The organism is Pseudomonadota bacterium (genome assembly GCA_036141575.1).
GTDB lineage: Bacteria > Pseudomonadota > Alphaproteobacteria > UBA2136 > JAPKEQ01 > JAPKEQ01.
The window spans coordinates 15774-38551 of sequence record JAYZXF010000001.1 but is presented as its reverse complement, the minus strand read 5'-3'; the positions used below and the strand labels follow the sequence as shown (position 1 = coordinate 38551).

The following is a 22778-nucleotide window of genomic DNA, read 5'->3' as shown; positions in this document are numbered from 1 at the left end:
TTTTATGATTTTTTGCCGGCGTCATCTGTATATTCATACGCTCGTTTAACATGAATCATAAGTGGCATCATTGCCGTAACAACAGCAAGGAAGAATCCCATACGACCTTCTTTATAGCCCTTACGACCCAGGTAGCTTTTATAGAAACGCGTCAGCATTTTTCTGAATGTTTTAAGCGGGTGTGGCGCAGGCTCATGACGATCCCTCATGTCCTTTGCCATCGCTGTACTGTAACGCTGCAAACGATCAATCATGTCATCGATATCATCGTCTACAAGGTGCACGATTGGGTTAAAGAGTTCCATCTCTTGCCCTTTAAGTTCAAGCTTAGGATGCACACGATCCATACCCCAAACTTTAGAGCCTTTACTAAATACCTTTTTAGTACGTGTCGTTCCAAAAGAGCCGGCCCAACCATGCTTAACCAAACGGCCACCAACATAGTTATCAATAGGTGTTTGGAAGTATCCATCAGGTGCATCTTTAAGCGTATGCTGAAGCTCGCGTTTAAGAGGGTCACTCACACGCTCATCCGCATCCAGCTCAACAATCCATTTACCCGCACAAGCATCAATACCAATAGCACGACGCTCACCTTCAATTGGCCAAGAACCTTTTAGGATATGCTTCGTGAACTTTTTACAAATGCCTTCTGTACCATCTGTACAGTTATCAAGCACCACAATAATCTCATCACAAAAATCGAGAGACTTTAAAGCGTCCTCAATCTTTTGCTCTTCATTATGGGCAACAATAAGCCCAGAAATAAAAACGCTCATTTATGCTTTTTTCTTCTTTGTCAGTGTACGCGATGTTCTCCATCCCATGCGGTAGGCAATCAGTGCAGGCACAATTGCAAATACCAACCATGTTGCGTTAAAGATAGACGCACTAAACAGAGCTGCAAGTGAAAACGCCATGAATGAACTCAATCCAGCAAGGGCGTAAAGGTCTGCCTTAGCACCATGCCAGAATTGCTTAAACACAAGCCCCCAAAGTACAAGACCTGCAATAAGGCCAAGCGCACCCGTTTCTAGGAAAAGCTGAATAATAAAGTTATGTGGATGTGCATTTGAGGCAATTCCCTCTGCTGGTACAGGAAGCTTTCTAAATGCATTTACACCAATACCTGTCACAGGGTTTTTATCCATATGTTCAATGGCAAAACTCCAGATTTGATCACGGCCAGAACCCACACCAAATGGCTCATTCCAAAACTGAATACGCTCCATAAGAATGTGATAGCCACGACTGTAACCGTATCCAATCAGGCCAATACCTGCTGTTAGAATACCAAGTCCCCAGTGGCGCTTGTGTAGAACAATACCATGGTAACGAGATGCAAACCCAAGGAACACAACACCAGCAAGGCCAAATGCAAGCCACCCTGCACGGCCACCTGTTAGAAAGACAGCAATACCGCCAAGTAGAACAAGTGGGATAGCAAGGTAACGTGCCATCACTTCACTTTCACGGTACATTTTAAGCATCCAAGCCCACATAAACGGTAATAGGATCGCCAGAATTGGGCTCATAAAGTTCAAACGGTGTGGGCGCCAGAAATCTTTACCATGAAGCGCTGAAGACAGGCGTTCATCCTGAAGCGTCGCATCTAGAATACAGAGAATCATCACAACAAGTGTGCTCATCACAAGTGTACGCATCACCATGCTTGTATAACGAGATGGCATTTCACGTAGCACAACAAACAGGAAGAAGGCCCCTACTGCAACCATTGCCATTTGCCCCGTATGCTCAAGCGAGTAGTTAGGATCAATTGAGAATAAAGAAGAGAGAGTAAAGGCACCAAGTAGAGCAAAAATAACTTTCGCAAGTGTTGATGACATAAACATTGAAACACTGCTACGAATACTCGTATCTTTTGTAGCCATCATGCCAAAAATAAGGGCTAAAATCAGAAGGATAGATGTAATGGCTTTACCAAGTAGCATTGCAGGCATAGCTGCCCCCATACAAATGGCAGAAATACGCCACAAAGTGTTCACTTCATCTCTATGCATAAGTTTTTTCCTTCTTTTTTGCCTGCGTTACTTTTAAACGATCTTGTAAAGCTCGTAAAGCATCATACACCATCTCTGGCTGAATATCAGTCATGATTCTTGGCAATGCTTTAGGTTCTAAATTTAGTGTTTCTGAAGCGCTTTCTGGCGCAATAAGAACTTCTACATGTTCACCATAAGGTGCATACACTGTATCGTCTGTTGGACCAAATAAGCTGACAACAGGTACATTAAAAGCTGCAGCAATATGGCCAAGCCCGCTATCGTTACCAACAAACATGTCAGAACCTGCAATGGCTGCAATCGCACCTTTTAGCGGTGTTTTACCTACAAGATCAATCAGGTTATCTTCTGGAATCGATGCAATAAAATCTTCAATGCTTTCACGCTCATGGGGAGCACCAAGAACAACAAACTTTGTATTTTTATAAGATTTGTCCGAGATTACTTTTTGTACAAATTCAGCCCAATATTTTTGAGGCCACTGCTTACCCATCCAGTTTGCTGTTGGCGCAAGCGTTATATAAAACTTACCTTCTTCTGCTTCAAAAGGCATTTCTGCTGTATCACTGATCCACAGTTTTGGTTCTGGTTTTGAAGAAGCTGGAATCATCGCGGCAAATTGGTCAACGCTATGCCCAGAGCTACGACGAAAGACCATACGTTTCTTTGTACGAACCATAACGCTAATGAGAGAACCTCTTAGATCAATAACCAAATCATATTTACGTTTTCTCAGCTTCCAAGCCAGCGCACCATAGTGCAAATGATGCTTCATTTTAATCAGCGGAATCACATCCCCTTTATTTGGGAAATCATCAAACAAGCCCACAGAAGGCTTACCGCACACAATATCAAACGTTGCGTCAGGGTGCTGTTCAAGAAGTCTTGTAAGAATGGCAGTAGACATAACTACATCACCAATATTACTAAGTGTCACAAATAAAATACGCATCTTTTGCCTTAACTTTCATGCTCTCTAGACATGCCCACAGTTCTAACATAAAATAAGGGATAAATCATGGATAAACAGAGCAGACCAGACAGCGAATACATTTACCTCTTTTCTAGAGGTATTCTGTGCTTGCGTGGCTCTGATGCAGAAACATTCCTCCAAGGCCTTATCACACAAAACATTGAAGGCTTAAAAGAGGGTGAACTCCGCTATGGCGCCCACCTCACTCCTAAAGGACGCATCATTGCCGACTTCTTTTTCTTTAAAACAAAAGAGGGCCTCATGCTGGATGTAAACGCCTCTATTCTCATGAAGCTTGCTACATCTCTACATGGCTACAAAGTTTCTGAAGATGTAGAATTCCATGATATGACAGAAGACTTCACTATTCTCTCTGATCTAGAGGGAGAAGATGGCCTGCAAGACCCTCGCTTACCAAAGATGGGCACACGACTTTACATTCAAGAAAGTAAAGACACGTCAGGCTATAAAGATGAAAAAGAATACACAAAGCAGCGCATCCATAAGTGCATCCCAGAGTTTCCATTTGATGGAACTGAAGGCACGCTTGCCAATGAAATGCGCCTTGAACACTTGAATGGCATCGACTTTGAAAAAGGCTGCTACGTTGGGCAAGAAATTACGGCTCGCACCAAGCACCGTACAGAACCGAAAAGGAAGCTTTTCTACGTGCGCTCTAGTCAGCTCATTAAAAGCAATGCTGATATTGTAAATGAATCTGACCGTATTTCAGGGGAAGTTTTTACAACGCTCGGACAAGAAGGTATTGCCCTCATCAAAGAACAAGAAGTTAAAACAGGCTCAGCTCTCTTTACCAGCACACATGCGATTGAAGCCTTCACCCCTAAATGGGCGCGCCCAAAGAAAAAATCTGACTCTTAATTTCTCATTGCAGAATATATTTTCTACATGCTACTTATACAGAGATAACGTCTCTTTATTTCCTTTTTCAACAGGTGACTTATGATCAACATTTTATCAAAGCCAGTTACAGACATAAAACTGGCTATCGAAGTCTATGAAAATTCGATCTCTCAGCAAGAGGCCGAAGATATTCTAGATGCGCTAGATATCGACTATCAGATTATTCCTCTTGGCAGCGACTATACAATCCTCCTTGAGCAGGAGACCATGGATGCTGCCATCAAAAAACTGCAGGATAATGGCCACCATGTCTTTGAATGGTCCAACGGAAACATGTCTCCAGTATAACTCGAAAAGCCCCGCACTGCGGGGCTTTTTTTTTGATCAAAGGTTAAAAAATGAATCTAAGGTACGCTTTGCAATAAGATTTGAAATTTTAATCATGCGCTGAGTAATAAAGCTTACTTAAGCATAAATTAAAATATTAAAGGTTATGCAAATAGATCATTTTTATCCTGCAACGCGCTTAAAGTCAGCCACACGCCCTAGCAGAGATGTCATAGATGAAAGCAGAAGCAGGCGGTTTTGCTTCACAGCTTCATCATCCACCATCACCATAACGTTGATAAAGAACTTGTCCAAAGGTTCACGCAGATTGCTGAGAGATTTCATTGCATCTTTGTAACTTTCATCTTTTAACTGCTTTTCAACATTCGTATAAATGAGCTCAATTTGATTAAACAAGTCATACTCAGCTGTTTCTTTAAACAGTTCCTGTTTTACATGCTGGTAAATATACTTTTCATTATTAGAAGCCAACACCCATTGATTAAAGCTACTATTACTAAGAATATTGGCTGCACGCTTGTAAGCACCATGTAAAGCCGCGCCATCTTCCCCTTTCAGGAAGCTTTGCAGCGCAGTTGCACGTTCAGCAACATCCACAACATCATCAATGTTCAGGCCAAATACAGCGTCTACACAATCTGCAGAAATATCTTCTGATTTCAACAGCACCTGAAGACGGTTCATGAAGAAAGCAAGTAGCTCTTTCACTGTCTCTTCTTTAGAGACCTTAGGGGCATTATGCAGGTCATACACTTGCTCAAAAATACTCTTCAGTGGTAGACGCAGTTGGTGCTCACGCAGCACGCGAATAATGCTAAGTGCCGCACGGCGCAGTGCAAACGGGTCACCTGAGCCTGTTGGCTTAAGGCCTACCGCGTAAAATCCAACAAGTGTATCTAAGCGGTCAGCAAGGATAAGCCCTTGCGCCACGGCACCAACAGAAGCAAAGTCATCGTAAGCGTACTGGCTTGCAAGGGCTTCAACCACTGATGCATTTTCACCTTGACGTTCTGCAATTTCAGCCCCCACTAAACCTTGAAGCTCAGGGAATTCAAATACTGTCCCTGTCACAAGATCACATTTAGCAAGGCTAATAGCACGTTCAAGGAGGGCACTATCTACACCCACAAGGCGACCACCAAGTAGCCCCGCGATCTTCTGCATGCGAGCAACCTTTTCGCTCAACTGGCCTAGGTCTTTATGGAATGTCATCGCTTCTAGCTTAGAGCTTTGCTCACGTAGAGGCGTTTTCACATCCATATCCCAGTAAAATTTGGCATCATTAAAGCGAGCTGTCAGAACTTTTTCGTAACCTGTTTTTACGTTACCAGTACGGTCTGGAACGTTAGAAACACCGACAAATTTTGGCAGAAGCTTACCGCCTGATTTATCATAAATCGGGAAGTAACGCTGGTGTTCAGCCATTGTAATTTCAAGAAGTTCATTTGGGAGATCCAAGTACAGCTCATCAAACTCACCAAGTACAGCTGTTGGCGCTTCAACAAGGCCTGCCACCTCACTCAGTAGCCCCTTCTCAATCTTTGCACCATCAGAGCTAATCGCACTCACTTGGCTTTTAATTTCATTCAAACGGTCTTCCTGTTCAAGAATTACATGTGCATTATGAATAGAAGACACATAGTCCTCAGCATGGTTCAGCGTCAGTGTTTCAGGCGCAAGGAACATGTGTCCACGTGTTTTACGGCCGGACTTAATGCCGTTCCATTCCATATCCATCACAGAATCTTCCCAAAGGGCCACAATGCCTTCAACTGGACGAATAAACGCCTTTGGTGCATCGCTCCAACGCATAGATTTCGGCCATGAGAATCCATCAATAATGTTACCAATTTCAGATGTCAGTAACTCTTTTACAGATTGAGCTGGCTTTTTCACTGTATAGAACACAAATGTGCCCTTTTCAGTTTCACGCTTTTCAACGTCAGCAGCGCTCACACCTTCTCCGCATCCACGCAAAAAACCTTCAAGCGCTTTTGTTGGGTTACCATCCGCATCAAAAGCAGCTTCGGCACGCGGGCCACGGCGCTCATCTTCTGAAGCGGCTGTACGCTCTGGCACGTTGTAAGCCATAACTGCAAGGCGTGCGCACGTTACGTAAGACTCAATACGCACATCTTTTAGTCCTAGACCATCAAAGAAAGCGCCTAGCGATTTTGCAAACTGCTCTTTCGCGCCTGTTTGTACGCGAGATGGCATATCTTCAACAAGAAGTTCAATCAGTACATTCGCCATAATTACGCTACCTTACTTTGAGAATTGTTTTTAAGCAGTGGGAACCCAAGCTCTTCACGACGCTTCAAATACCCTTCTGCACAGGCCTTAGACATGTTACGTACACGTAGAATATAGCCGGCGCGCTCTGTCGCGCTAATTACGCCACGTGCATCAAGAACGTTGAAGATATGAGAAGCCCCAATCGCATGATCGTAAGCAGGAAGTGGAAGGTTCTGCTCCACAAGCTTACTGCACTCAACTTCCATGTCCTTAAAGTGCTGGAACAGCATATCTGTATCAGCATGGTTAAAGTTGTAGTCACTAAACTGTACTTCGTTATCGTGATAGATATCACCGTAGGTTACGCCCTGATCGTTAAATTTCAGGTCATATACGCTTTCAACATCTTGGATGTACATCGCAAGGCGCTCAATACCGTAAGTAATCTCACCCAAAACAGGCTTCACTTCAAAACCACCCACTTGTTGGAAATATGTAAACTGTGACACCTCCATTCCGTCACACCAAACTTCCCAACCAAGGCCCCATGCACCAAGTGTTGGAGATTCCCAGTTATCCTCTACAAAGCGGATATCATGATCCTGCGATGTAATACCAAGCTTCTCAAGAGAGCCTAGGTACAACTGGCGAATGTTCTTTGGAGCTGGCTTCATCGCAACTTGGTACTGGTAGTAGTGCTGAAGACGGTTTGGGTTTTCACCATAACGGCCATCTGTTGGACGGCGTGACGGCTGAACGTAAGCTGCATTCCAAGGCTCAGGACCTAGAGCACGAAGTACCGTTGCAGGGTGAAAAGTCCCTGCCCCCACGTTCATGTCATATGGAGGTTGAAGCACACATCCTTTGTCCGCCCAATAGGTATCAAGCGTCAAAATCATATCCTGAAAACTTAGCGTCTTGCCTGTCATGAGTTATTTTCCTTTTCTGTAAATTCTTCGATGGCTCTTTGTTTGCAGCCACCACAAATAGCTTGTTCCCCAACAGCAGGAACTTGAATTACTGTTACCTTACACACAGGGCAAAGCATTTTGCCTTCTGAAACTTGCAAAGTATCAAACTCTTCTTCGTCTTCATCATCCTCAAAAGGCACAGCCTCTGGAGGAACGTAAAACATGTCATGGCCAGATTTAAACATAATCACAAGAACCTTGAAGATGATAATAATGAGCGCTGCATAAAGCGCTGCATTTAAAGCATCATGTAGCGTCATGAGTTCCCTCCCTCTGGTAGCGTTTTCTTCAAAAGCTCAATTGTTTTAGGATGGTTCCAATCACGCTCACCAGCGTCTACGCGGTAAATTTTACCGTCTGCACCCACAAGATAACTTACAGGAAGTCCTTGTGCTTTCAGGTGCTCACGCGTTCTACGACCCATTGGGTCAAGTCTGACATCAAGCTCTTCTAGCGCATTATTTTTCAAGAAGCTTTGCACCAACTCAGGCTGTTTATCTGTAGAAATGGTAATCACATCAAAGTCATCACGCTTACCAAGAGCGCTTAGCGATGGAAGCTCTTTCACACAAGGCGGGCACCATGTAGCCCACACATTCACAACCGTTGGCTTATCAAAAGTAACGTCTGCACTTTGCATCGACGGAAGCTCTGCGACATCAAACTCAGGGAAGGCTTCCCCAACAAGAGCGTTTGCAGGATGATCGCGCAACTTACTTGATATCTCATCCTCAGATGAACAACCGACAGCAAGCAATGCCGCCGCACATGTAAAAACAAATGTCTTCATTTACGCAGCACTCTGTTGTTGAACATTAAAAACCGCTTGCGCAAAAGCTTGCCAACGCTGTGCTTGATCAACCTGTGCAAAGCCGTAAACTTGTGCAAGTGCTGCACTGGCAATCAAACCAAAGAAGAGTTCTACCGCCTGCTCTGGCTCAAGCTTAGCCGTTTCACCTTTGGCTTGACCGTAACGCAGAATTTGCGCCAGCTGTGCACGCACTTTTGCATGTAAAAGTTTTAATTTCTCAGGTGCGCCAGGGAAACCTGAAGATCCGTGTCCTAAAAAGAGTCGTGCAAGACCAGGGTGACCGTAAAAGAAATCGAGGAATTTATCAAACACAACAGACATACGCTCATCTGTTGCGCTTTCACTTTCTTGCACCGTTGTTAGCGGACTTAGGAAGTTAGATTCCATGTACAAATAAAGCGCGTTAAAGATATCTTCTTTTGAAGAATAATGTCGGTAAATAGCTGCATCAGTAACACCAACCACATCAGCAATTTTGCTGATTGTTACTTTTTCAGAAGGGTTTTCTAGAAGGGTTGCAACAGCTTGCAAGATTTTAAGCTTACCCGGACTCAGATTTGTCAAACTCATGTGTGTATTTTTATCCTTTTTCAAGTGCAGGTCAGCATACGCTAACATAGGTAAAAATACAATGCATTTTTAACCTCTGGCACAGGATTCTTAGCTTAAGGCCACAAGACGTTCAGGGACAATTTTTTACTTTTTTAAAAGCGTTGAGTAAAACTCATTACTTCAGCTTTGTTAAAATGGAAAAAAGAGCCCTGATAAGCAAGAAGCATAGGCAGAGTTATTCCCAAACACTTGAGAGCCAGTCTGCGATAGAGCGTGATGTGTAATCCACATATTCAGGCTGTCCATCCGGTACCGTATGCAAGAGAACTGTGCGCATCCCCATGTCATAAGCAGGCTTTAAGTTCTCGATACGGTCTTCATGAAAAATACTCGCTTTAGGGTCTACGCCATGAATCGCACAAAAACGATCATAAACCAAAGGGTTTGGCTTCACAGCATCATCAATTTTACGCACATAAAACAGCCCATCAAAATGACCGAGCAGACCCAAGCGCTCAAGAACCACATCAATACGGTTAAAGTGAGAATTTGTAAAAATGAATTTACGACCAGGCAAAGCCTCTACGCCAGCTTTTGTGCGCTCACAACGCTCAACAAGATCATGATCTACAGCATCAAAAACACTAATAATTTTCTCATAAGATAGATTCTCTTCAATCATCCACCCATAAAAAGAATTGCCGTCATATGCCTTTGAAAACTCTTCAGACCTCTTCTGAGCTTGCTCAGGAGAATACCCGCGCTCTTTCTCCAAAAAGCCAAACCAAGCCTCCCAAAGCGCATCCTCCATACCGCTTTCAGGAGAGTACAGCGTCCCATCCATATCGAAAACCCAGTTTTCGATATGGCGGAACTCTTTTTTTAACACTTTAGACATACTTTGCTTTCTCATAAATTCGCTTAGGCTTCGCGAAAATCACTTTTCAAAAAGGCGCACAGCTCGCAGTGTATTTTTATATACATAAGAGCGCGCACCACATTTGAAAATGATTTGCAGCAAGTCCTAAGTAGAATTTAGCTTGCTTTCTCAACTTGCTTCATCAGGATGTACTGCTGCAGAATTGAAAGCACGTTGTTCGTTAGCCAATACAGTACAAGTGCAGCAGGGAAGAACAGGAACATCACCGTAAACAGTACTGGTAGCATACGCATCACAGCTTGCTGTGTTGGGTCACCCATGCTTGGGCTTAGCTTTTGCTGAAAGTACATACTTAGACCCATCAGAATTGGCAGGATAAATAGAGGGTCTTGCGCAGAGAGGTCTGTAATCCAACCGTTAATGAATACTGCATGGCGGAACTCAAACGAGATCAAAATTACTTTATAGAAAGCAAAGAAGATTGGAATCTGCACCAGCATTGGCCAACAGCCAGACATAGGGTTTACCTTATGCTTTTTGTACATTTCCATCATGGCCATTGCCATTTGCTCACGGTTATCACCATAACGCTCTTTCATCTTCTCCATTTCAGGCTGAATGAGCTTCATTTTCGCCATAGAGCGGTAGCTTTTGTTTGCAAGTGGCAGAAGCAGGATCTTCAGAACAATTGTAGAAAGGATAATCGCCGCACCCATGTTACCAACATGAGATTGGAACCAAATAATCATTGAATAAAGCGGGCGTGCAATAAAATCAAACCAACCATAGTTCACAGCACCGTCAAGGCCAACGTCTTCTTTCTTGAGTTCAGAAATTTGACGCGGACCAACATACAGACGTGTCGCGCTCTCAAGCGTTGCACCACTTGCAAGAAGTTTTGGCTCACTTTGTACCAGCGCTGTAAAGAAATCTTCTCCACGCTTTGTGTGCTTAAATGTAAACGCATGCTCTCGGCCTTGGTCAGGGATAAGAGCAGCCATAAAGTAACGGCTTGTCATACCAATCCAGCCACTGTCACCATCAGTTGTTGTGTTTTGCTCAAGTACATCGTCATACTCTGGCTCAGCGCGAATACCATCAATCACAGATACTGGGCCCATGTGGTTAAAGAACGTACTACGATCTGGGTTATATTTCAGACCACCCGAACCACCAAGTACACCTGTTTTATGAATTTGTGCATAGTGAGAGAGTGCCACAGCGTTCGGACCTTCGTTCACCACTTTATCTTGAATTGTAAGAACGTAACGAGAAGCGTCCATTGTGTATGTACGGTGGAAAACCTGACCAGTGTTGTTACTCCAAGTAAGCGTGAGTGGTGTTTCAGGAGAAAGACCTTCACCAGACGCTACCCATTTCGCGTTCCCATCCGGTGCTTGAACACTTTCAGAGACCCAGCCCGCATCAAAGAAGTGGCTCTTACCTTTATTGTTACTAAATAGACTTACAATCTCATCGCCCATTGGCTCAGTTGCAAAGTTTTGGAAAGACAACATATCTACGCGACCACCCGTCAGCGCAATAGATCCTTCCATCACATTTGAGCGAATTGGAACACGGCGTGTTGTTTGTACATTTTCAGAAGATTCATTCGCAACCAAGCCCATTGGCTTTTGCTGCATCATCTTAGGTGCAGATGGAAGACCTGCCTCATTCATAGCAGGCTCTTGAGCCATTGCCATTTCAGTTTGCTCACCTTTTACCATACCATGGTCAACGCCTGTCCAGCGCACATACCATTCATATGCAAGAAGCACCATGATACTCATGATGACAGCAACCATCAGGTTTCTTTTGTCGTTACCTTCTTTATTTTCTGGTGGCAGAAAAAAGCTCATTATCTATCCTATCTTTTTGATGTCTTTTGCGAATTCTTCTTACTACAAAAGCAGTTATATTCTTCCGGCACAGGGTCGTACCCCCCATCAGAGAATGGACCACATCTTATAAACCTTTTCACCGTTAGCCAACCCCCTTTTATCGCTCCATGACGATTTATTGCTTCTTTACCATAATGAGAGCAAGACGGATGGAACCTACAACGGCCTCCAAACTGATGAAACATGGGCGCACCGATCATCTGGTACAACCAAATAAATGCGAGAAATAAATATTTCACACTATGCCTTTAGCACCTGAATGGCGCCTTGGAAATCTTTTTGAATTTTTGAAAAATCTCTATCGACCATTGAGTAGCGTGCAATAAACACGATGTCATATCCCTTAGAGAGGCCTGACTCGGCATTCAAACGGATATGCTCCCCAACAAGGGCACGCATACGACGCTTCGCTTTATTGCGCTGAACAGCGCCACCAACCTTTTTACTAGCGGTATACCCTACACGGACTTCTGTATCCTCACGCTCTGCGTATTGCATCACAAAGCTTTTCGTAACTACTTTCTCACCTACAGCAGCAAGGCGCACAAATTCTTTGCGCTTCTTCATTTTAGAAAATGGATGGTTACAGTTTGTTTTCATATATCACCTAAAGGGAACAACAAAAGCGGCACGTGGCCGCTTTCGGAATAATCTAGCTTAATAAATTAAGCTGAAAGAGCTTTACGGCCGCGAGCACGACGTGCGTTAAGGATACGACGACCCCCAACAGTTGCTTTACGTGCACGGAAACCATGACGGCGAGCGCGTTTGATACGGCTTGGCTGATACGTACGTTTCATGGTTGTTCTCCTTGTTTAAACTTGTCTTAGTTTTTACCCCGTTTCACACGGGAATTTCAAAATCAGTTGCCCTTTTACGGAATTTACCCCTATCTTGTCAACTCTTTTTTCTCGCAAGCGCACTTTTTTTGTAACAAAATAGCATTGTACTCCGTATTAAAAGACATAAGAACCAACAGAAAAGTATTCAAGAGTATGAAACGTTATTTTAAAATCATCCTAGGCCTATTTATGCTAAGCGTCTTTGCTATGGGCTCTATCTATGCACCAGAGTACCTGAGTTTTGAAGCCCTCGGAGAGTACAAAGGCCAGATCATGGCATTTTATGATGAGCGCACAGCTCTCTTCATTTCGCTCTTTATACTCGCTTATATTATAAGTACAGCTTTTGCCCTCCCAACAGGCGCACTCCTCACCCTTGCAGGAGGATTTTTTATGGGCACCGTAACGGCAAGCCTCTCTGTTGTGGTGGGTGCAACCATTGGTGCGGTTATTCTATTTATGGCAGCCAGAACCACACTTGGTGCACCACTCCAAGCTAAGGTAGAAAAATATGCACCTAAGTTTAAAGCCAACATGGAAGATAATGCATTTGAGTATCTACTCTTCCTGCGCCTTGTGCCTATCTTCCCATTCTTTGCAGTCAACATTCTGCCAAGCCTATTTAATATTCCACTCAGAACATTCGCCATCAGTACGTTTGTTGGTATCATTCCTGGAACCACTGCTTACTGCTACTTTGGCTCAACACTCAGCAACCTAAGCGAACCTAAAGACGTCCTCTCCACCCAAATGCTCCTTGCTTTTGCATTCCTAGGTGCACTAGCTCTGGTTCCAGCAATCCTTAAAAAGAGAAAGAAGACACATGCATAAATTTGATATCGCTATTATTGGTGGAGGCGCAGCAGGACTCGTAACAGCTTCTGTTGCCGCTCAACTTGGTTACAGCGTGGTGCTCTTTGAAAAAGGTGAAATGGGTGGAGACTGCCTCAACAGTGGTTGCGTGCCAAGTAAGGCGCTTCTTTCTGCATCAGCAAAAGGCCTCTCATTTAAAGAGGCTATGGATCAAGTGAACCATAGCATTGAAACCATTGCTCCGCATGACAGCGTAGAGCGCTTTGAAGGCCTTGGAGTTACAGTCATCCAAGAAGAAGCTCATTTTATTGATCGTCATAGCATTGAAGCTGGTGGTACTATTTATACAGCTAAGCGCTATGTGATTGCAGCAGGCTCAACAGCTGCAATTCCACCGATTGATGGCCTTGGCGATGTCCCTTACCTGACCAACGAAAGCCTATTTAAGATTAAAGAACAGCCTAAGCACCTCATTATTATTGGTGGAGGCCCTATTGGCTGTGAAATGGCAGATGCCTTTCAAGGCCTTGGTACACAAGTTACACTTATTGAAGGCGCGCCAGATATTCTGCCTCGCGACGACGCAGATGCCAGAGCCATTGTACGCGACGCCCTTACACAAAAAGGCGTCAATATTCATACAGGCACTCAAGTTAAAGAAGTTTCAGGTAGCAAAACGACAGTTACAGTCAGCACATCTGATGGTGACATTAAAGGCTCCCATCTTCTCCTTGCAACGGGTAGAGCCCCAAACGTCCATAGCATGAGCTTAGATAAAGCTGGCGTTGCCTATACTGCCCGCGGCATTGACGTGAACGGTAGTAACCAAACCTCAGTGAAGCACATCTACGCACTAGGCGACATTACCGGCAAGCATCCATTTACCCATATGGCTGCTTATGACGCCTCACTCTTTATTAAGCGTGTTCTCTTTGGCGCCTTTACAGCAAAAGAAAACTTAAAAGCCATGCCGTGGGTAACTTATACATCGCCAGAATTGGCACAAGTTGGCCTCACAGAAGAAGAAGCCAAAGCCAAACATCCTGACGCTCAGGTTATTCGCGTAAACTTCTCAGAAATGGATCGTGCCATTACTGAAGGAGATACAACAGGATTTTGCAAAGTCATTATTAATAAAAAATCGCGCATCCTTGGCGCAACCATTGTAGGCTCACATGCAGGAGAGTTCCTCCCGCTATTTTGTTATATGATTCATCATGATAAGAAGTTTGGCACCCTTTCAGGTGTTACATGGGCCTACCCAACACGAGGTGAATTATACGGTAAACTCATTTCAAAGCACTCAAGTCCACTCTTGAAAAAAGGCAGCGTTCGCGTTATAAGTCGTGTTATGTACCGCTTGTTCGGTTAACTCATAAAAGAGACAACAATATCAAGGCTAAATATGATTCGCTTTATTGCTCTTAGTTTTGCGCTATTCTTTTCAAGTCACCTGCACGCTGCTGTTCAGGATACTTTCAAGTTTTATGATGAACTTCTTCAAGACTACGTAAAAGGTGGCAGCAAAGAAGGTATTTCTCTCACTCTTGTAGATTACGATAGCTGGGGCCGTGATGAGCGCCATAAAAAAGCGATGATCCAAATCAAAAAAGCAGACCCTCTCGCCCTTAAGAGTGTTGAGGAAACTCTCGCTTTTTGGATTAACACCTACAACCTCCTTACAATTGATCTGATCATTCAAAAAGATGAATCACAATCGATCCGTAACCTTGGTGGTCTATTTGGTAACCCTTGGGATAACTTTAAGTGGCAAGTGGGGCCAAAGTCTTACACGCTGAATGACATTGAGCACTCTATTCTAAGATCTCTTAATGAGCCGCGCATTCACTTTGCGCTGAACTGTGCCTCTCTATCATGCCCAGACCTTATGCCAGAGGCTTACAGCCCTGAAAAGATTTACACAACACTAGACGCGAGAACAAAAGATTTCCTCACAAATCCAACCAAAGGTATTCAAGTCGAATCACGCTCAGGCGAATCAATTGTGAAACTTTCTCAAATTTTTAAGTGGTATAGAGACGATTTTTCCTCTATAGAGAAGTTCGTAACGCAATACACAGGTTTAAAGAACCTATATATCGAGAGTTACATTAAGTATAACTGGAACCTCAACAAAGGGAGCTAATGGGTATGTCACTTTCTGTTCTTGCATCCACTGCACCACAGATGCCTATTTCCTCTGTTGAACCTCTTCAGCAAAACATTATTACGTCTACAGAAGCGGTGATGCATAGCGCACGTGACGTCAGCATCTGCCCTGATAGCATTGCAAAAATTTCACTGTCTCTTTCAGACAACCTGATCCTACGTCGCCCAACATGGAGCCGTAAAGATTATGAGCGTCACTTCTTTGATGGAACAGAGACAACAGCACAATGGCTGTTCATTCTCACAGCTCTTAACTTCTCATTCTGGGCAGATAAAGAAGAGCCAGCATGGGAAGTTCAGTATAACGGCGAAACAGTCAGCGGCTACTGGGCCCTTGCCTGTGCACTCAAAGAAGCCCAAGAACGTGGCGTTCCACTTACAGATGCCTCTTTCCTTGCCACGATCGATAGAAATAAACTGAAATCGATTCTAGGCGGTGTAGGGCCTATTCCTCTGCTTGATGAACGCGTACATGTTCTGCAAGAGGTCGGTCAAACTCTACAAGACCTATACCTTGGCAAGTTCGCGTACATTATTGAAGACGCCAAAGGCAGTGCTGTAAAGCTTGCCAATACAGTTGCAACTCAATTTTCTACACTTAAAGATGTCGCACAGTATAATGGCCGCGACGTTGTATTCCTTAAACGTGCACAGATTCTAGCTGCAGACCTATGGGGCGCATTCAGAGGTGAAAGCTTTGGTGAGTTCCGTGATATAGATCATCTCACAATTTTTGCCGATTACCGCCTGCCACAGGTTCTAAGAGCAATGGGTGCGTTGGTTTACAGTGACAGCCTTTCTGAAAAGATCGCAAACCTTGAAGAGTTTGATATCTCAAGCCCCGAAGAAATTGAAATCCGCGCAGCAACCATCCAAGCTGTAGAGGCAATCAAATCAGCTGCAGCAGCTCGCGGGGTACATTGTACAGCCCTAGCCCTAGACTGGTGGCTCTGGAATCTCAGCCAAAAGACGGCCTACCGCCCAGAACCACATCACCGCGTTCGTACAATCTTCTATTAAAAAAGGCGGCACCTGCCGCCTTTTTAGTTTCATATTTATTTAGTTTTGAGTACCGAGGTAAATACCTGAAGCCTTAATATCCTGTCCTGAATTTTCTAGGCTATAGTTACCGCCAATATCATCCGCAGCAGGCCCAAAGAAAGCACCATTAATATCACCACTCAATGTCTCTGCTCCACCTGCTCCAATATTATCGATAGAAAGAGCACCAGTAAATGCACCTTGCCCAGCTGACCAAGTTGCAGCACCACCTGAAAGGCTATAGTCTCCAAGTGTAAAGTCAGTCACACTTAGGTTACGGTTATCAAAGTCCACATCTGCACCAAAACTACCGATATGGTGCGTGAGCGTACCATGTGTATCAATTGCACCTGCTGTCATACCATTAAAGCTTACAACACCAGGAGTCGTGCTTACATAAGCATCAAGGTCTGCACCCTGCATCATTTGTTCACCAGCTACGTAGTAAACAGCCTCTGCTCTTGCAAGATCGCCAGCACTAACAAGGCCATCATTTTCTAGAGCACCTGCCCAGATTCCCCAGTGCGCATAATTACAATCCGTACAACGGTGCGCAGGATCTGCTACAAAATCACTCACAAGTACACCTTGGTTGTTATGAGAAATCACCATATCAGCAACCGCCAGATCAGAACCAAGATCATTCGTTGCATCTGCAGCACCCGTAAATAGATTACTTGATGCAATTACCTCGCTCTGATCACCACTTAGGGTAAAGATTCTAAAGGCACCACCATTACCGCCTACATTATAAGTACTATTACCAAGTACAACGCGATCACCGTTAAAGGCGACAGTTTCACCAAGACCGTTACCAGCCCCCCCATCAATTGTGACTGCACCAGCAGCACCAATATTAACAGCTGCTCCTGCACCAAGCGCGTTCATATCAATCAAGTAACCTCTAGATTCTGCTGGTGAACCAATAACGATTTTATCATGCTTAATAGCAATAGATTCACCAAGTCCAGATGTAGAGTTACCATTAATCACTCTATAAGGCTGATACATACTCCCACTCCAACGGAAAATCTGCACCACACCATTTGAGCCACCAGCACTACTGCTACCTACAGCTGCAAAGTCTCCATTTTCACTAATCGCAACAGACGTTATACCTGCCATGTTTGAAATGTTAGGTACAGCCTGTCTGTCTTGCCATACACCTGTTGTTGGGTGCCTAAAGTAAACATTAAATGTTGCAGCTTGGGCTGAACCAACAGCCATATAGTTACCGCTTACATCAACGTCACGTCCAAAGAAGTCACTAGCTGCATTACCAATAATTTTTTGACCAGTAGGAGCCCAAGTGTTGCCGTTCAGTTCATAAACATAAACCGCACCATTATCAGCAAGAGCATCATCTTCGCGCTTAGCACCTACAAAGGCCAAGTCACCATGAATGGCAACATCATAACCAAACTCTCCACCAGCTTCTGAATCAGGAGAAGACACCATACTACCATGCGCTGTCCAAACACCTTGTGCATCACGCTTATAAAATTGAACAAATCCATCTGTACCACCAGATGTATCATCTGGCGCACCTACTAGCATCCAGTCACCACTTACAGCGACAGCATTACCAAATCCATCGCCTGCAATACCGCCCACCATGCCACTACCAGTAGAGGCACTGTTTCCGTAAACTGTAACAACATCAGCTTGAGAGTCACCCACAACAACAACACCAGAGTTCACACCTGAAGTTTGTTGCTCTGCTGCATACGCTGTCAAATGAGCTGCTGTACCAAAGTCAAAATCAGCTCTCACAATTTCTTGTGTTGTTCCATTTGTATTAACATCTTCTTGGCCATCATCAAGGAAGCCTTCAATTTTGGCACTCACATTATTTGTTGCATCTGTTGCTGTATTTACATTCACTTCAATACCACGATCAACACGGCCATTTACAACTGAGTTTGTCAGACGGCGGTACTCAGGAGAGCCATTACCGTCCGCATCTACACTCATAAAGCCACCAATAAATCCACGGTATGTTCTTGTTTGGTTGCGGTCAGCATTGGCTTTTGTTGTAAAGTCTACATCATCAGGACGGCGCGCAAAGCTATCAATACTTTCTCCAGCACCTGCCGAACTTGTCTCTAACAAAATACCAGAAGGAGCAGGACCTGAACCAAAGTAAGCATCAGAACCAGCCGACATGGTTGTTCCTGTAAACACTTCATTATTCATCGCTTCATAGCCTGCAAATGTACCCGCTTGACCATGTGAACCAATATCACCAAATACGGCACCAAATCCATCAATCACAACATTACCGTTACCATCAAGGCTTGTGCTCAAGTTACCACCAATAAAGTTGCGGCTAATATAATCGTTGTAGAGTACGCCATCAAACCTGTCCTGCTCATTCACATTTGAGTTTGAGAAGTTAGGTACAAATCCATATGTTTCAATACCATTTGTTGGAAGCGCTCCACTATAAGGCTCACCTGCAAATACTGCAATATTGTCTGTACCATGAACATCCTCGAGGTTTACAACAAAGAACTCTTCATTCGGGTGCTTAAAGTAACGTATATTAAATTCTGTACCATCAATCACAACTGAAGACTCACTACCAAAGCCATTATCACTAATTGGAAGAAGAGCTGAGAATGTGCGCCCCTGGTCTGTAATTCTTGCAGCAAATGAACCATCAGCTAGGAACTGACCAGAAATTGACCCTTCAACAATATGGCCTGCACCAGATCTACGTACAAACTTACCCATATGCGTTGTGTTAGTAGACAAGTTACCACCAGTCGCATCATCATCTGCCTGGTCTTGGTTAACATCTACCAAACTAATTTGAGTTTCTTCAATTGAAGTTGTTAAAATAGGGTCATTCACCAAAGGATCTGAAACAATAGGTTCCAAAACAGGCTCTTGCAGGTCTGTTTCTGCAATAGGCTCTAGAGGCTTGTCATCATTTTCAGCCACTGGCTCTAAAGGCTTAACTTCACCTTCTACAAGGCGCGGTTTTTGCTGAGATCGCTGTTCTCTACGAACCTCACGGCGCTCTGCTTTACGTTCCTGTTTTTCACTAACTTGTAATGGATTTTCAGAGCCATCATCCTGACCAAAGCCTGCGTTAAAGTTTTCTTGAATAATACGAGAGAACGCAGCATCCACAGGTTTTGGCTGAGGCGCTGGCTGATCTGGGTCCTGCACTTCAATAAATGTACCCATCTGGTCAAGCGCCACAGGGATAGAGCCACCTGGCGTTTGAACATCAAGACAACATTGTGTTAGACCTACACGTGTCCCTGCAATTGGGTCAACCGCAATAATACCACCAGAACCACGCACACCAATTGTTGCAAACGGTGTCTTCACCTTCACTTCTTCGCGGTTATTCTTGGCAATCTTACCTGTTACAAACTTAAATACACCCTTTGTGGCATTCATGATTGATTTACCTTGCTGCGTATCAGCGTTGTAAACATATTCATCAATAAGGAGTTCTGTGTTGGCACTAATTGTAAAAATACTGTTATCGATAAAGATGATTTGGACCTTACCATCTTGACCTGTCACGACTGTTTGATTTTGGAAAATAGGTGATTTAAGAGCAAGATCGACACGTGAGCCGTCCTCATTAATAGCATAAGCCTCACCAGAAATAGCACTCACACTACCAATAGCTTTCTCCGCAGCTTCAGCTGAAATGGCACATATCGTTAATAGCGTAGCTACAAAGATGCTCTTCAAAATTTTATGAATCATTTTAGGTCCCCTTCATCCATAACAGTCATCCAGCCCCTTTAAGGGCTATAGTTTTATGATGCCAAACATTAAAGCGCTTAGATACTTTTCTGACGCAAGACAAACACTTCCTAACTCTTATAGAAAAAGCCACAGTTGCAAGAACAGAACAAAAAAGAGGCGCCCATGCGCCCCTCTTTCTAACTTCATTAGATTATCGTGCTTTGTAAGCTTCAGGGTCATAAGATGCAACCTGCACCACATGATCCATTGCCTTATCAGCATCCTTAATGAGTTTCGCTTCAGCTGCAGTGAGTGCACCAGCTTTCTTCGCTGCTTCAGCCATCACACCCAGAGGTGCTTTTTCAACGCCATGCGTACGACGCGCCTTATTCAGCTTTTTACGCGCAGCAACAGCCTTCTTCACCTTTGCAAGAGCATCCTCTAGCTCACCGAGGCCAGGGTCTGTTTTCTTAGGCGTATAAACAGCTTCAGACAGTCCCATACGTACTTTATCCTTCGCATCAGTCAGCACTTTCATGACAGCATGCATGTCTTTATCCGTTGGACGTTTCTCACGCCATCCAAGCGGTGCAATGGCAATCCCCATTTTAAAGCGAAGGAAGTTACTTGGCAGGTTACGATGCGCCTCTTTAAGCGCCTGCTCAATTTCAAAAATATGAGTTTTCAGAGCAAGTTCTACAACAGGTGCGTATGCCGCCTTATCCTTTTCACCGTGGTAGCGGTGAAGCGCAGACATTGCAAGGCTCATATGGCCAAGTGCGTCTGCAAAACGACCAGATAAACTTTCCTTAAACTTGAACTTACCACCAAGTGTTAGAAGTGTATAATCTGACAATGAAGCAAATGAAAGGCTCAGTCTTGTCAGTTTTCTATAGTAGCGTTTTTCAAGTGCATCACCCGATACAGGAACACCATATCCACCAGTCAGGCCAAGCACGAAAGCTTTAACCGTATTACTCATAAAGTGGTTCAAGTGACCAAAGATCGCTTTATCAAAGGCTTTCAGATCCATATTCTGGATAGATTCTGTTTCAGCCTGCAGGTATGGATGACAACGAATAGCCCCCTGCCCAAAGACAATCATAGAACGAGTCAGGATGTTCGCACCCTCTACAGTAATTCCAATTGGAATTGCCTGATAAGCACGACCAAAGATATTGGCCTTACCTTGGCAAATAGCGCTACCAGCCATGATATCCATACCATCGTTTACGCAGGTACGCATACCTTCCGTTAGGTAGTTCTTAGAGATACCAGACATCACCGATGGCTTCTCGCCCGCATCAACACCACCACACGTGAGAACACGCATTGCATCCATTGAATAGGCAAGTGCAGCACAACGCACCAAACGCTCTTGAATTCCTTCAAAGGCAGCAATTGGTACACCAAACTGTTCACGAACTTGAGAATATGCTGTTGCAGCACGCACCGTAAGCTCTGCTCCACCCACACTGAGTGATGGAAGAGAAATACTACGACCCACAGACAAACATTCCATAAGCATGCGCCAGCCCTGGCCTGCGTAAGCTTTACCACCAATAATGCGGTCTAGCTCAACAAATACGTCTTTACCTTGCACGGTACCATTCGGGAATGGCACGCCCATTGGATCATGACGGTTACCGATTTTAAGACCCTTTGTATCGCGTGGCAGAAGCGCACATGTAATACCAATATCTTCCTCATCACCAAGAATATGCTCAGGGTCATACAGACGGAAAGCAAGACCAACCACAGTGGCAATTGGCGCAAGCGTAATGTAACGCTTATCAAAGGTTAGGTTAATACCAATAACCTCTTTACCTTTGACCTTTTTCTTCACAACCGTACCAAAGCTACGGCCATTGGCAGCATCACTCCCTGCATGTGGCTCTGTTAGGGCAAAACATGGAATTTCTTCACCAACAGCAAGGCGCGGTAAGTAATAATCTTTCTGCTCTTTTGTTCCGTAATGCAGGAGAAGTTCAGCAGGGCCTAGAGAATTGGGTACCATGACCATCACTGCTGTTGGCAGTGAGCGGCTTGAAATCTTTGTCACAACTTCGCTGTGACCAATCGCACTAAAGCCAAGACCACCGTACTTTTTAGGAATGATCATACCAAGGAATTTTTCCTTCTTAATGTAATCCCAAACCTTTTCAGGGAGCTCGCGATCACAATGCACTTGGTCGTTATCAATCATACCGCAAAGCTTATCCACTTGCTTATTTAGGAAATCCTTTTCAGCTTTTGTGAGCTTTTTCGGTTTAAAGTCTTTTACCTTTTTCCAGTCAGGTTTACCTGAGAAAAACTCACCCTCAAGCCATGTTGTACCCGCTTTAAGAGCTGTATCTTCAGTTTCTGAAATTGTTGGCAGAACTTTTGCCGCAATATTCATGATAAAGCTACTCACAAGAATACGTCTCAGTGGCGTAATACCAAAAATAAGAATTGCTGTCACATACACAGAGAGCAGCGCTGTAAACCAAACCCCTTCTGGGCTGTATAGCGTATGAATTCCATAAAATAGAATCGCACAACCAAATACCCAGGCTGCAAAGCCTTTTCTTAGGTACAAGAGTGCATAGAGTGCAAGAATTGCAACTCCAATATAACAGATCATTGTTGTCATTTTTT

At 44.1% G+C, this 22778-nt stretch carries 21 protein-coding genes; 6 read left to right on the top strand and 15 right to left on the bottom strand.

Going from position 1 to position 22778, the window contains the following annotated elements:
* Positions 1-2: 2 nt before the first annotated feature.
* The 3 genes from VX730_00170 to VX730_00160 are packed head-to-tail and all read right to left on the bottom strand — an operon-like array spanning position 3 to position 2976.
* Complete coding sequence (locus VX730_00170) at positions 3-779, bottom strand: glycosyltransferase family 2 protein (GenBank protein MEC9290799.1); 777 nt, start codon at positions 777-779, stop codon at positions 3-5.
* Positions 780-2021, bottom strand: a complete 1242-nt coding sequence (locus VX730_00165) for an O-antigen ligase family protein (GenBank protein ID MEC9290798.1) — start codon at positions 2019-2021, stop codon at positions 780-782.
* On the bottom strand, positions 2014-2976 hold the full coding sequence (locus tag VX730_00160; GenBank protein MEC9290797.1) for a glycosyltransferase family 9 protein: 963 nt from the start codon (positions 2974-2976) through the stop codon (positions 2014-2016). Before VX730_00160 ends, VX730_00165 begins: the two co-directional genes overlap by 8 nt.
* Before the next feature lie 66 nt (positions 2977-3042).
* On the opposite strand from VX730_00160, the gene VX730_00155 reads away from it, so the two are divergent.
* Both VX730_00155 and VX730_00150 read left to right on the top strand, forming a co-directional pair.
* Complete coding sequence (locus tag VX730_00155) at positions 3043-3879, top strand: hypothetical protein (GenBank protein ID MEC9290796.1); 837 nt, start codon at positions 3043-3045, stop codon at positions 3877-3879.
* A gap of 81 nt (positions 3880-3960) precedes the next feature.
* On the top strand, positions 3961-4209 hold the full coding sequence (locus VX730_00150) for a hypothetical protein (protein ID MEC9290795.1): 249 nt from the start codon (positions 3961-3963) through the stop codon (positions 4207-4209).
* A gap of 162 nt (positions 4210-4371) precedes the next feature.
* Here VX730_00150 and glyS read toward each other — a convergent pair whose 3' ends face one another.
* The 10 genes from glyS to rpmH all read right to left on the bottom strand — a co-directional run bounded on the left by glyS (position 4372) and on the right by rpmH (position 12359).
* A complete protein-coding gene (glyS, locus tag VX730_00145) occupies positions 4372-6462 on the bottom strand; it encodes a glycine--tRNA ligase subunit beta (protein ID MEC9290794.1) in 2091 nt (696 codons plus the stop codon).
* A gap of 2 nt (positions 6463-6464) precedes the next feature.
* Positions 6465-7373, bottom strand: coding sequence for a glycine--tRNA ligase subunit alpha (locus VX730_00140; protein ID MEC9290793.1), 909 nt, complete (start codon positions 7371-7373; stop codon positions 6465-6467).
* The gene (locus VX730_00135) at positions 7370-7675 is read right to left on the bottom strand and encodes a hypothetical protein (GenBank protein MEC9290792.1); all 306 of its coding nucleotides are present in this window, start codon (positions 7673-7675) and stop codon (positions 7370-7372) included. The genes VX730_00140 and VX730_00135 overlap by 4 nt, the downstream gene beginning before the upstream one ends.
* Positions 7672-8205 carry a TlpA disulfide reductase family protein gene (locus VX730_00130; protein ID MEC9290791.1) on the bottom strand — a complete coding sequence of 178 codons (534 nt, stop codon included), beginning with the start codon at positions 8203-8205 and terminating at the stop codon, positions 7672-7674. Before VX730_00130 ends, VX730_00135 begins: the two co-directional genes overlap by 4 nt.
* Positions 8206-8796 carry a TetR family transcriptional regulator gene (locus VX730_00125; GenBank protein ID MEC9290790.1) on the bottom strand — a complete coding sequence of 197 codons (591 nt, stop codon included), beginning with the start codon at positions 8794-8796 and terminating at the stop codon, positions 8206-8208.
* 217 nt (positions 8797-9013) lie between these two features.
* Complete coding sequence (locus tag VX730_00120) at positions 9014-9676, bottom strand: HAD family hydrolase (GenBank protein ID MEC9290789.1); 663 nt, start codon at positions 9674-9676, stop codon at positions 9014-9016.
* A gap of 137 nt (positions 9677-9813) precedes the next feature.
* Positions 9814-11517, bottom strand: coding sequence for a membrane protein insertase YidC (yidC, locus tag VX730_00115; GenBank protein ID MEC9290788.1), 1704 nt, complete (start codon positions 11515-11517; stop codon positions 9814-9816).
* 8 nt (positions 11518-11525) lie between these two features.
* On the bottom strand, positions 11526-11759 hold the full coding sequence (gene yidD / locus VX730_00110) for a membrane protein insertion efficiency factor YidD (protein ID MEC9290787.1): 234 nt from the start codon (positions 11757-11759) through the stop codon (positions 11526-11528).
* Between the two features lie 40 nt (positions 11760-11799).
* The gene (gene rnpA / locus VX730_00105) at positions 11800-12159 is read right to left on the bottom strand and encodes a ribonuclease P protein component (GenBank protein MEC9290786.1); all 360 of its coding nucleotides are present in this window, start codon (positions 12157-12159) and stop codon (positions 11800-11802) included.
* A 65-nt stretch (positions 12160-12224) separates the two neighbouring features.
* Positions 12225-12359, bottom strand: coding sequence for a 50S ribosomal protein L34 (gene rpmH, locus VX730_00100; GenBank protein ID MEC9290785.1), 135 nt, complete (start codon positions 12357-12359; stop codon positions 12225-12227).
* A 195-nt stretch (positions 12360-12554) separates the two neighbouring features.
* On the opposite strand from rpmH, the gene VX730_00095 reads away from it, so the two are divergent.
* The 4 genes from VX730_00095 to VX730_00080 are packed head-to-tail and all read left to right on the top strand — an operon-like array spanning position 12555 to position 16403.
* On the top strand, positions 12555-13232 hold the full coding sequence (locus tag VX730_00095) for a VTT domain-containing protein (protein MEC9290784.1): 678 nt from the start codon (positions 12555-12557) through the stop codon (positions 13230-13232).
* On the top strand, positions 13225-14586 hold the full coding sequence (locus VX730_00090; protein ID MEC9290783.1) for an FAD-dependent oxidoreductase: 1362 nt from the start codon (positions 13225-13227) through the stop codon (positions 14584-14586). The genes VX730_00095 and VX730_00090 overlap by 8 nt, the downstream gene beginning before the upstream one ends.
* 33 nt (positions 14587-14619) lie before the next feature.
* Positions 14620-15360, top strand: coding sequence for a DUF547 domain-containing protein (locus tag VX730_00085; protein ID MEC9290782.1), 741 nt, complete (start codon positions 14620-14622; stop codon positions 15358-15360).
* Positions 15361-15365: 5 nt separating this feature from the next.
* Positions 15366-16403, top strand: a complete 1038-nt coding sequence (locus tag VX730_00080; GenBank protein MEC9290781.1) for a queuosine salvage family protein — start codon at positions 15366-15368, stop codon at positions 16401-16403.
* 39 nt (positions 16404-16442) lie between these two features.
* Here VX730_00080 and VX730_00075 read toward each other — a convergent pair whose 3' ends face one another.
* Positions 16443-20156 carry a FecR domain-containing protein gene (locus VX730_00075; GenBank protein ID MEC9290780.1) on the bottom strand — a complete coding sequence of 1238 codons (3714 nt, stop codon included), beginning with the start codon at positions 20154-20156 and terminating at the stop codon, positions 16443-16445.
* 193 nt (positions 20157-20349) lie between these two features.
* Positions 20350-22773: an acyl-CoA dehydrogenase gene (locus VX730_00070; protein ID MEC9290779.1), complete on the bottom strand. Its 2424-nt coding sequence runs from the start codon at positions 22771-22773 to the stop codon at positions 20350-20352.
* Positions 22774-22778: the final 5 nt, after the last annotated feature.

What these genes read in the sequence shown, in the direction of transcription:
- VX730_00170 (MEC9290799.1), bottom strand. Translation starts at nt 779, where the DNA reads ATGAGCGTTTTTATTTCTGGGCTTATTGTTGCCCATAATGAAGAGCAA.
- VX730_00075 (MEC9290780.1), bottom strand. Translation starts at nt 20,156, where the DNA reads ATGATTCATAAAATTTTGAAGAGCATCTTTGTAGCTACGCTATTAACG.
- VX730_00070 (MEC9290779.1), bottom strand. Translation starts at nt 22,773, where the DNA reads ATGACAACAATGATCTGTTATATTGGAGTTGCAATTCTTGCACTCTAT.
- VX730_00080 (MEC9290781.1), top strand. Translation starts at nt 15,366, where the DNA reads ATGTCACTTTCTGTTCTTGCATCCACTGCACCACAGATGCCTATTTCC.
- VX730_00135 (MEC9290792.1), bottom strand. Translation starts at nt 7,675, where the DNA reads ATGACGCTACATGATGCTTTAAATGCAGCGCTTTATGCAGCGCTCATT.
- VX730_00155 (MEC9290796.1), top strand. Translation starts at nt 3,043, where the DNA reads ATGGATAAACAGAGCAGACCAGACAGCGAATACATTTACCTCTTTTCT.
- VX730_00165 (MEC9290798.1), bottom strand. Translation starts at nt 2,021, where the DNA reads ATGCATAGAGATGAAGTGAACACTTTGTGGCGTATTTCTGCCATTTGT.
- VX730_00120 (MEC9290789.1), bottom strand. Translation starts at nt 9,676, where the DNA reads ATGTCTAAAGTGTTAAAAAAAGAGTTCCGCCATATCGAAAACTGGGTT.
- VX730_00130 (MEC9290791.1), bottom strand. Translation starts at nt 8,205, where the DNA reads ATGAAGACATTTGTTTTTACATGTGCGGCGGCATTGCTTGCTGTCGGT.
- yidC (MEC9290788.1), bottom strand. Translation starts at nt 11,517, where the DNA reads ATGAGCTTTTTTCTGCCACCAGAAAATAAAGAAGGTAACGACAAAAGA.
- VX730_00125 (MEC9290790.1), bottom strand. Translation starts at nt 8,796, where the DNA reads ATGAGTTTGACAAATCTGAGTCCGGGTAAGCTTAAAATCTTGCAAGCT.
- VX730_00150 (MEC9290795.1), top strand. Translation starts at nt 3,961, where the DNA reads ATGATCAACATTTTATCAAAGCCAGTTACAGACATAAAACTGGCTATC.
- yidD (MEC9290787.1), bottom strand. Translation starts at nt 11,759, where the DNA reads ATGATCGGTGCGCCCATGTTTCATCAGTTTGGAGGCCGTTGTAGGTTC.
- VX730_00090 (MEC9290783.1), top strand. Translation starts at nt 13,225, where the DNA reads ATGCATAAATTTGATATCGCTATTATTGGTGGAGGCGCAGCAGGACTC.
- VX730_00160 (MEC9290797.1), bottom strand. Translation starts at nt 2,976, where the DNA reads ATGCGTATTTTATTTGTGACACTTAGTAATATTGGTGATGTAGTTATG.
- rnpA (MEC9290786.1), bottom strand. Translation starts at nt 12,159, where the DNA reads ATGAAAACAAACTGTAACCATCCATTTTCTAAAATGAAGAAGCGCAAA.
- glyS (MEC9290794.1), bottom strand. Translation starts at nt 6,462, where the DNA reads ATGGCGAATGTACTGATTGAACTTCTTGTTGAAGATATGCCATCTCGC.
- VX730_00085 (MEC9290782.1), top strand. Translation starts at nt 14,620, where the DNA reads ATGATTCGCTTTATTGCTCTTAGTTTTGCGCTATTCTTTTCAAGTCAC.
- VX730_00140 (MEC9290793.1), bottom strand. Translation starts at nt 7,373, where the DNA reads ATGACAGGCAAGACGCTAAGTTTTCAGGATATGATTTTGACGCTTGAT.
- VX730_00095 (MEC9290784.1), top strand. Translation starts at nt 12,555, where the DNA reads ATGAAACGTTATTTTAAAATCATCCTAGGCCTATTTATGCTAAGCGTC.
- rpmH (MEC9290785.1), bottom strand. Translation starts at nt 12,359, where the DNA reads ATGAAACGTACGTATCAGCCAAGCCGTATCAAACGCGCTCGCCGTCAT.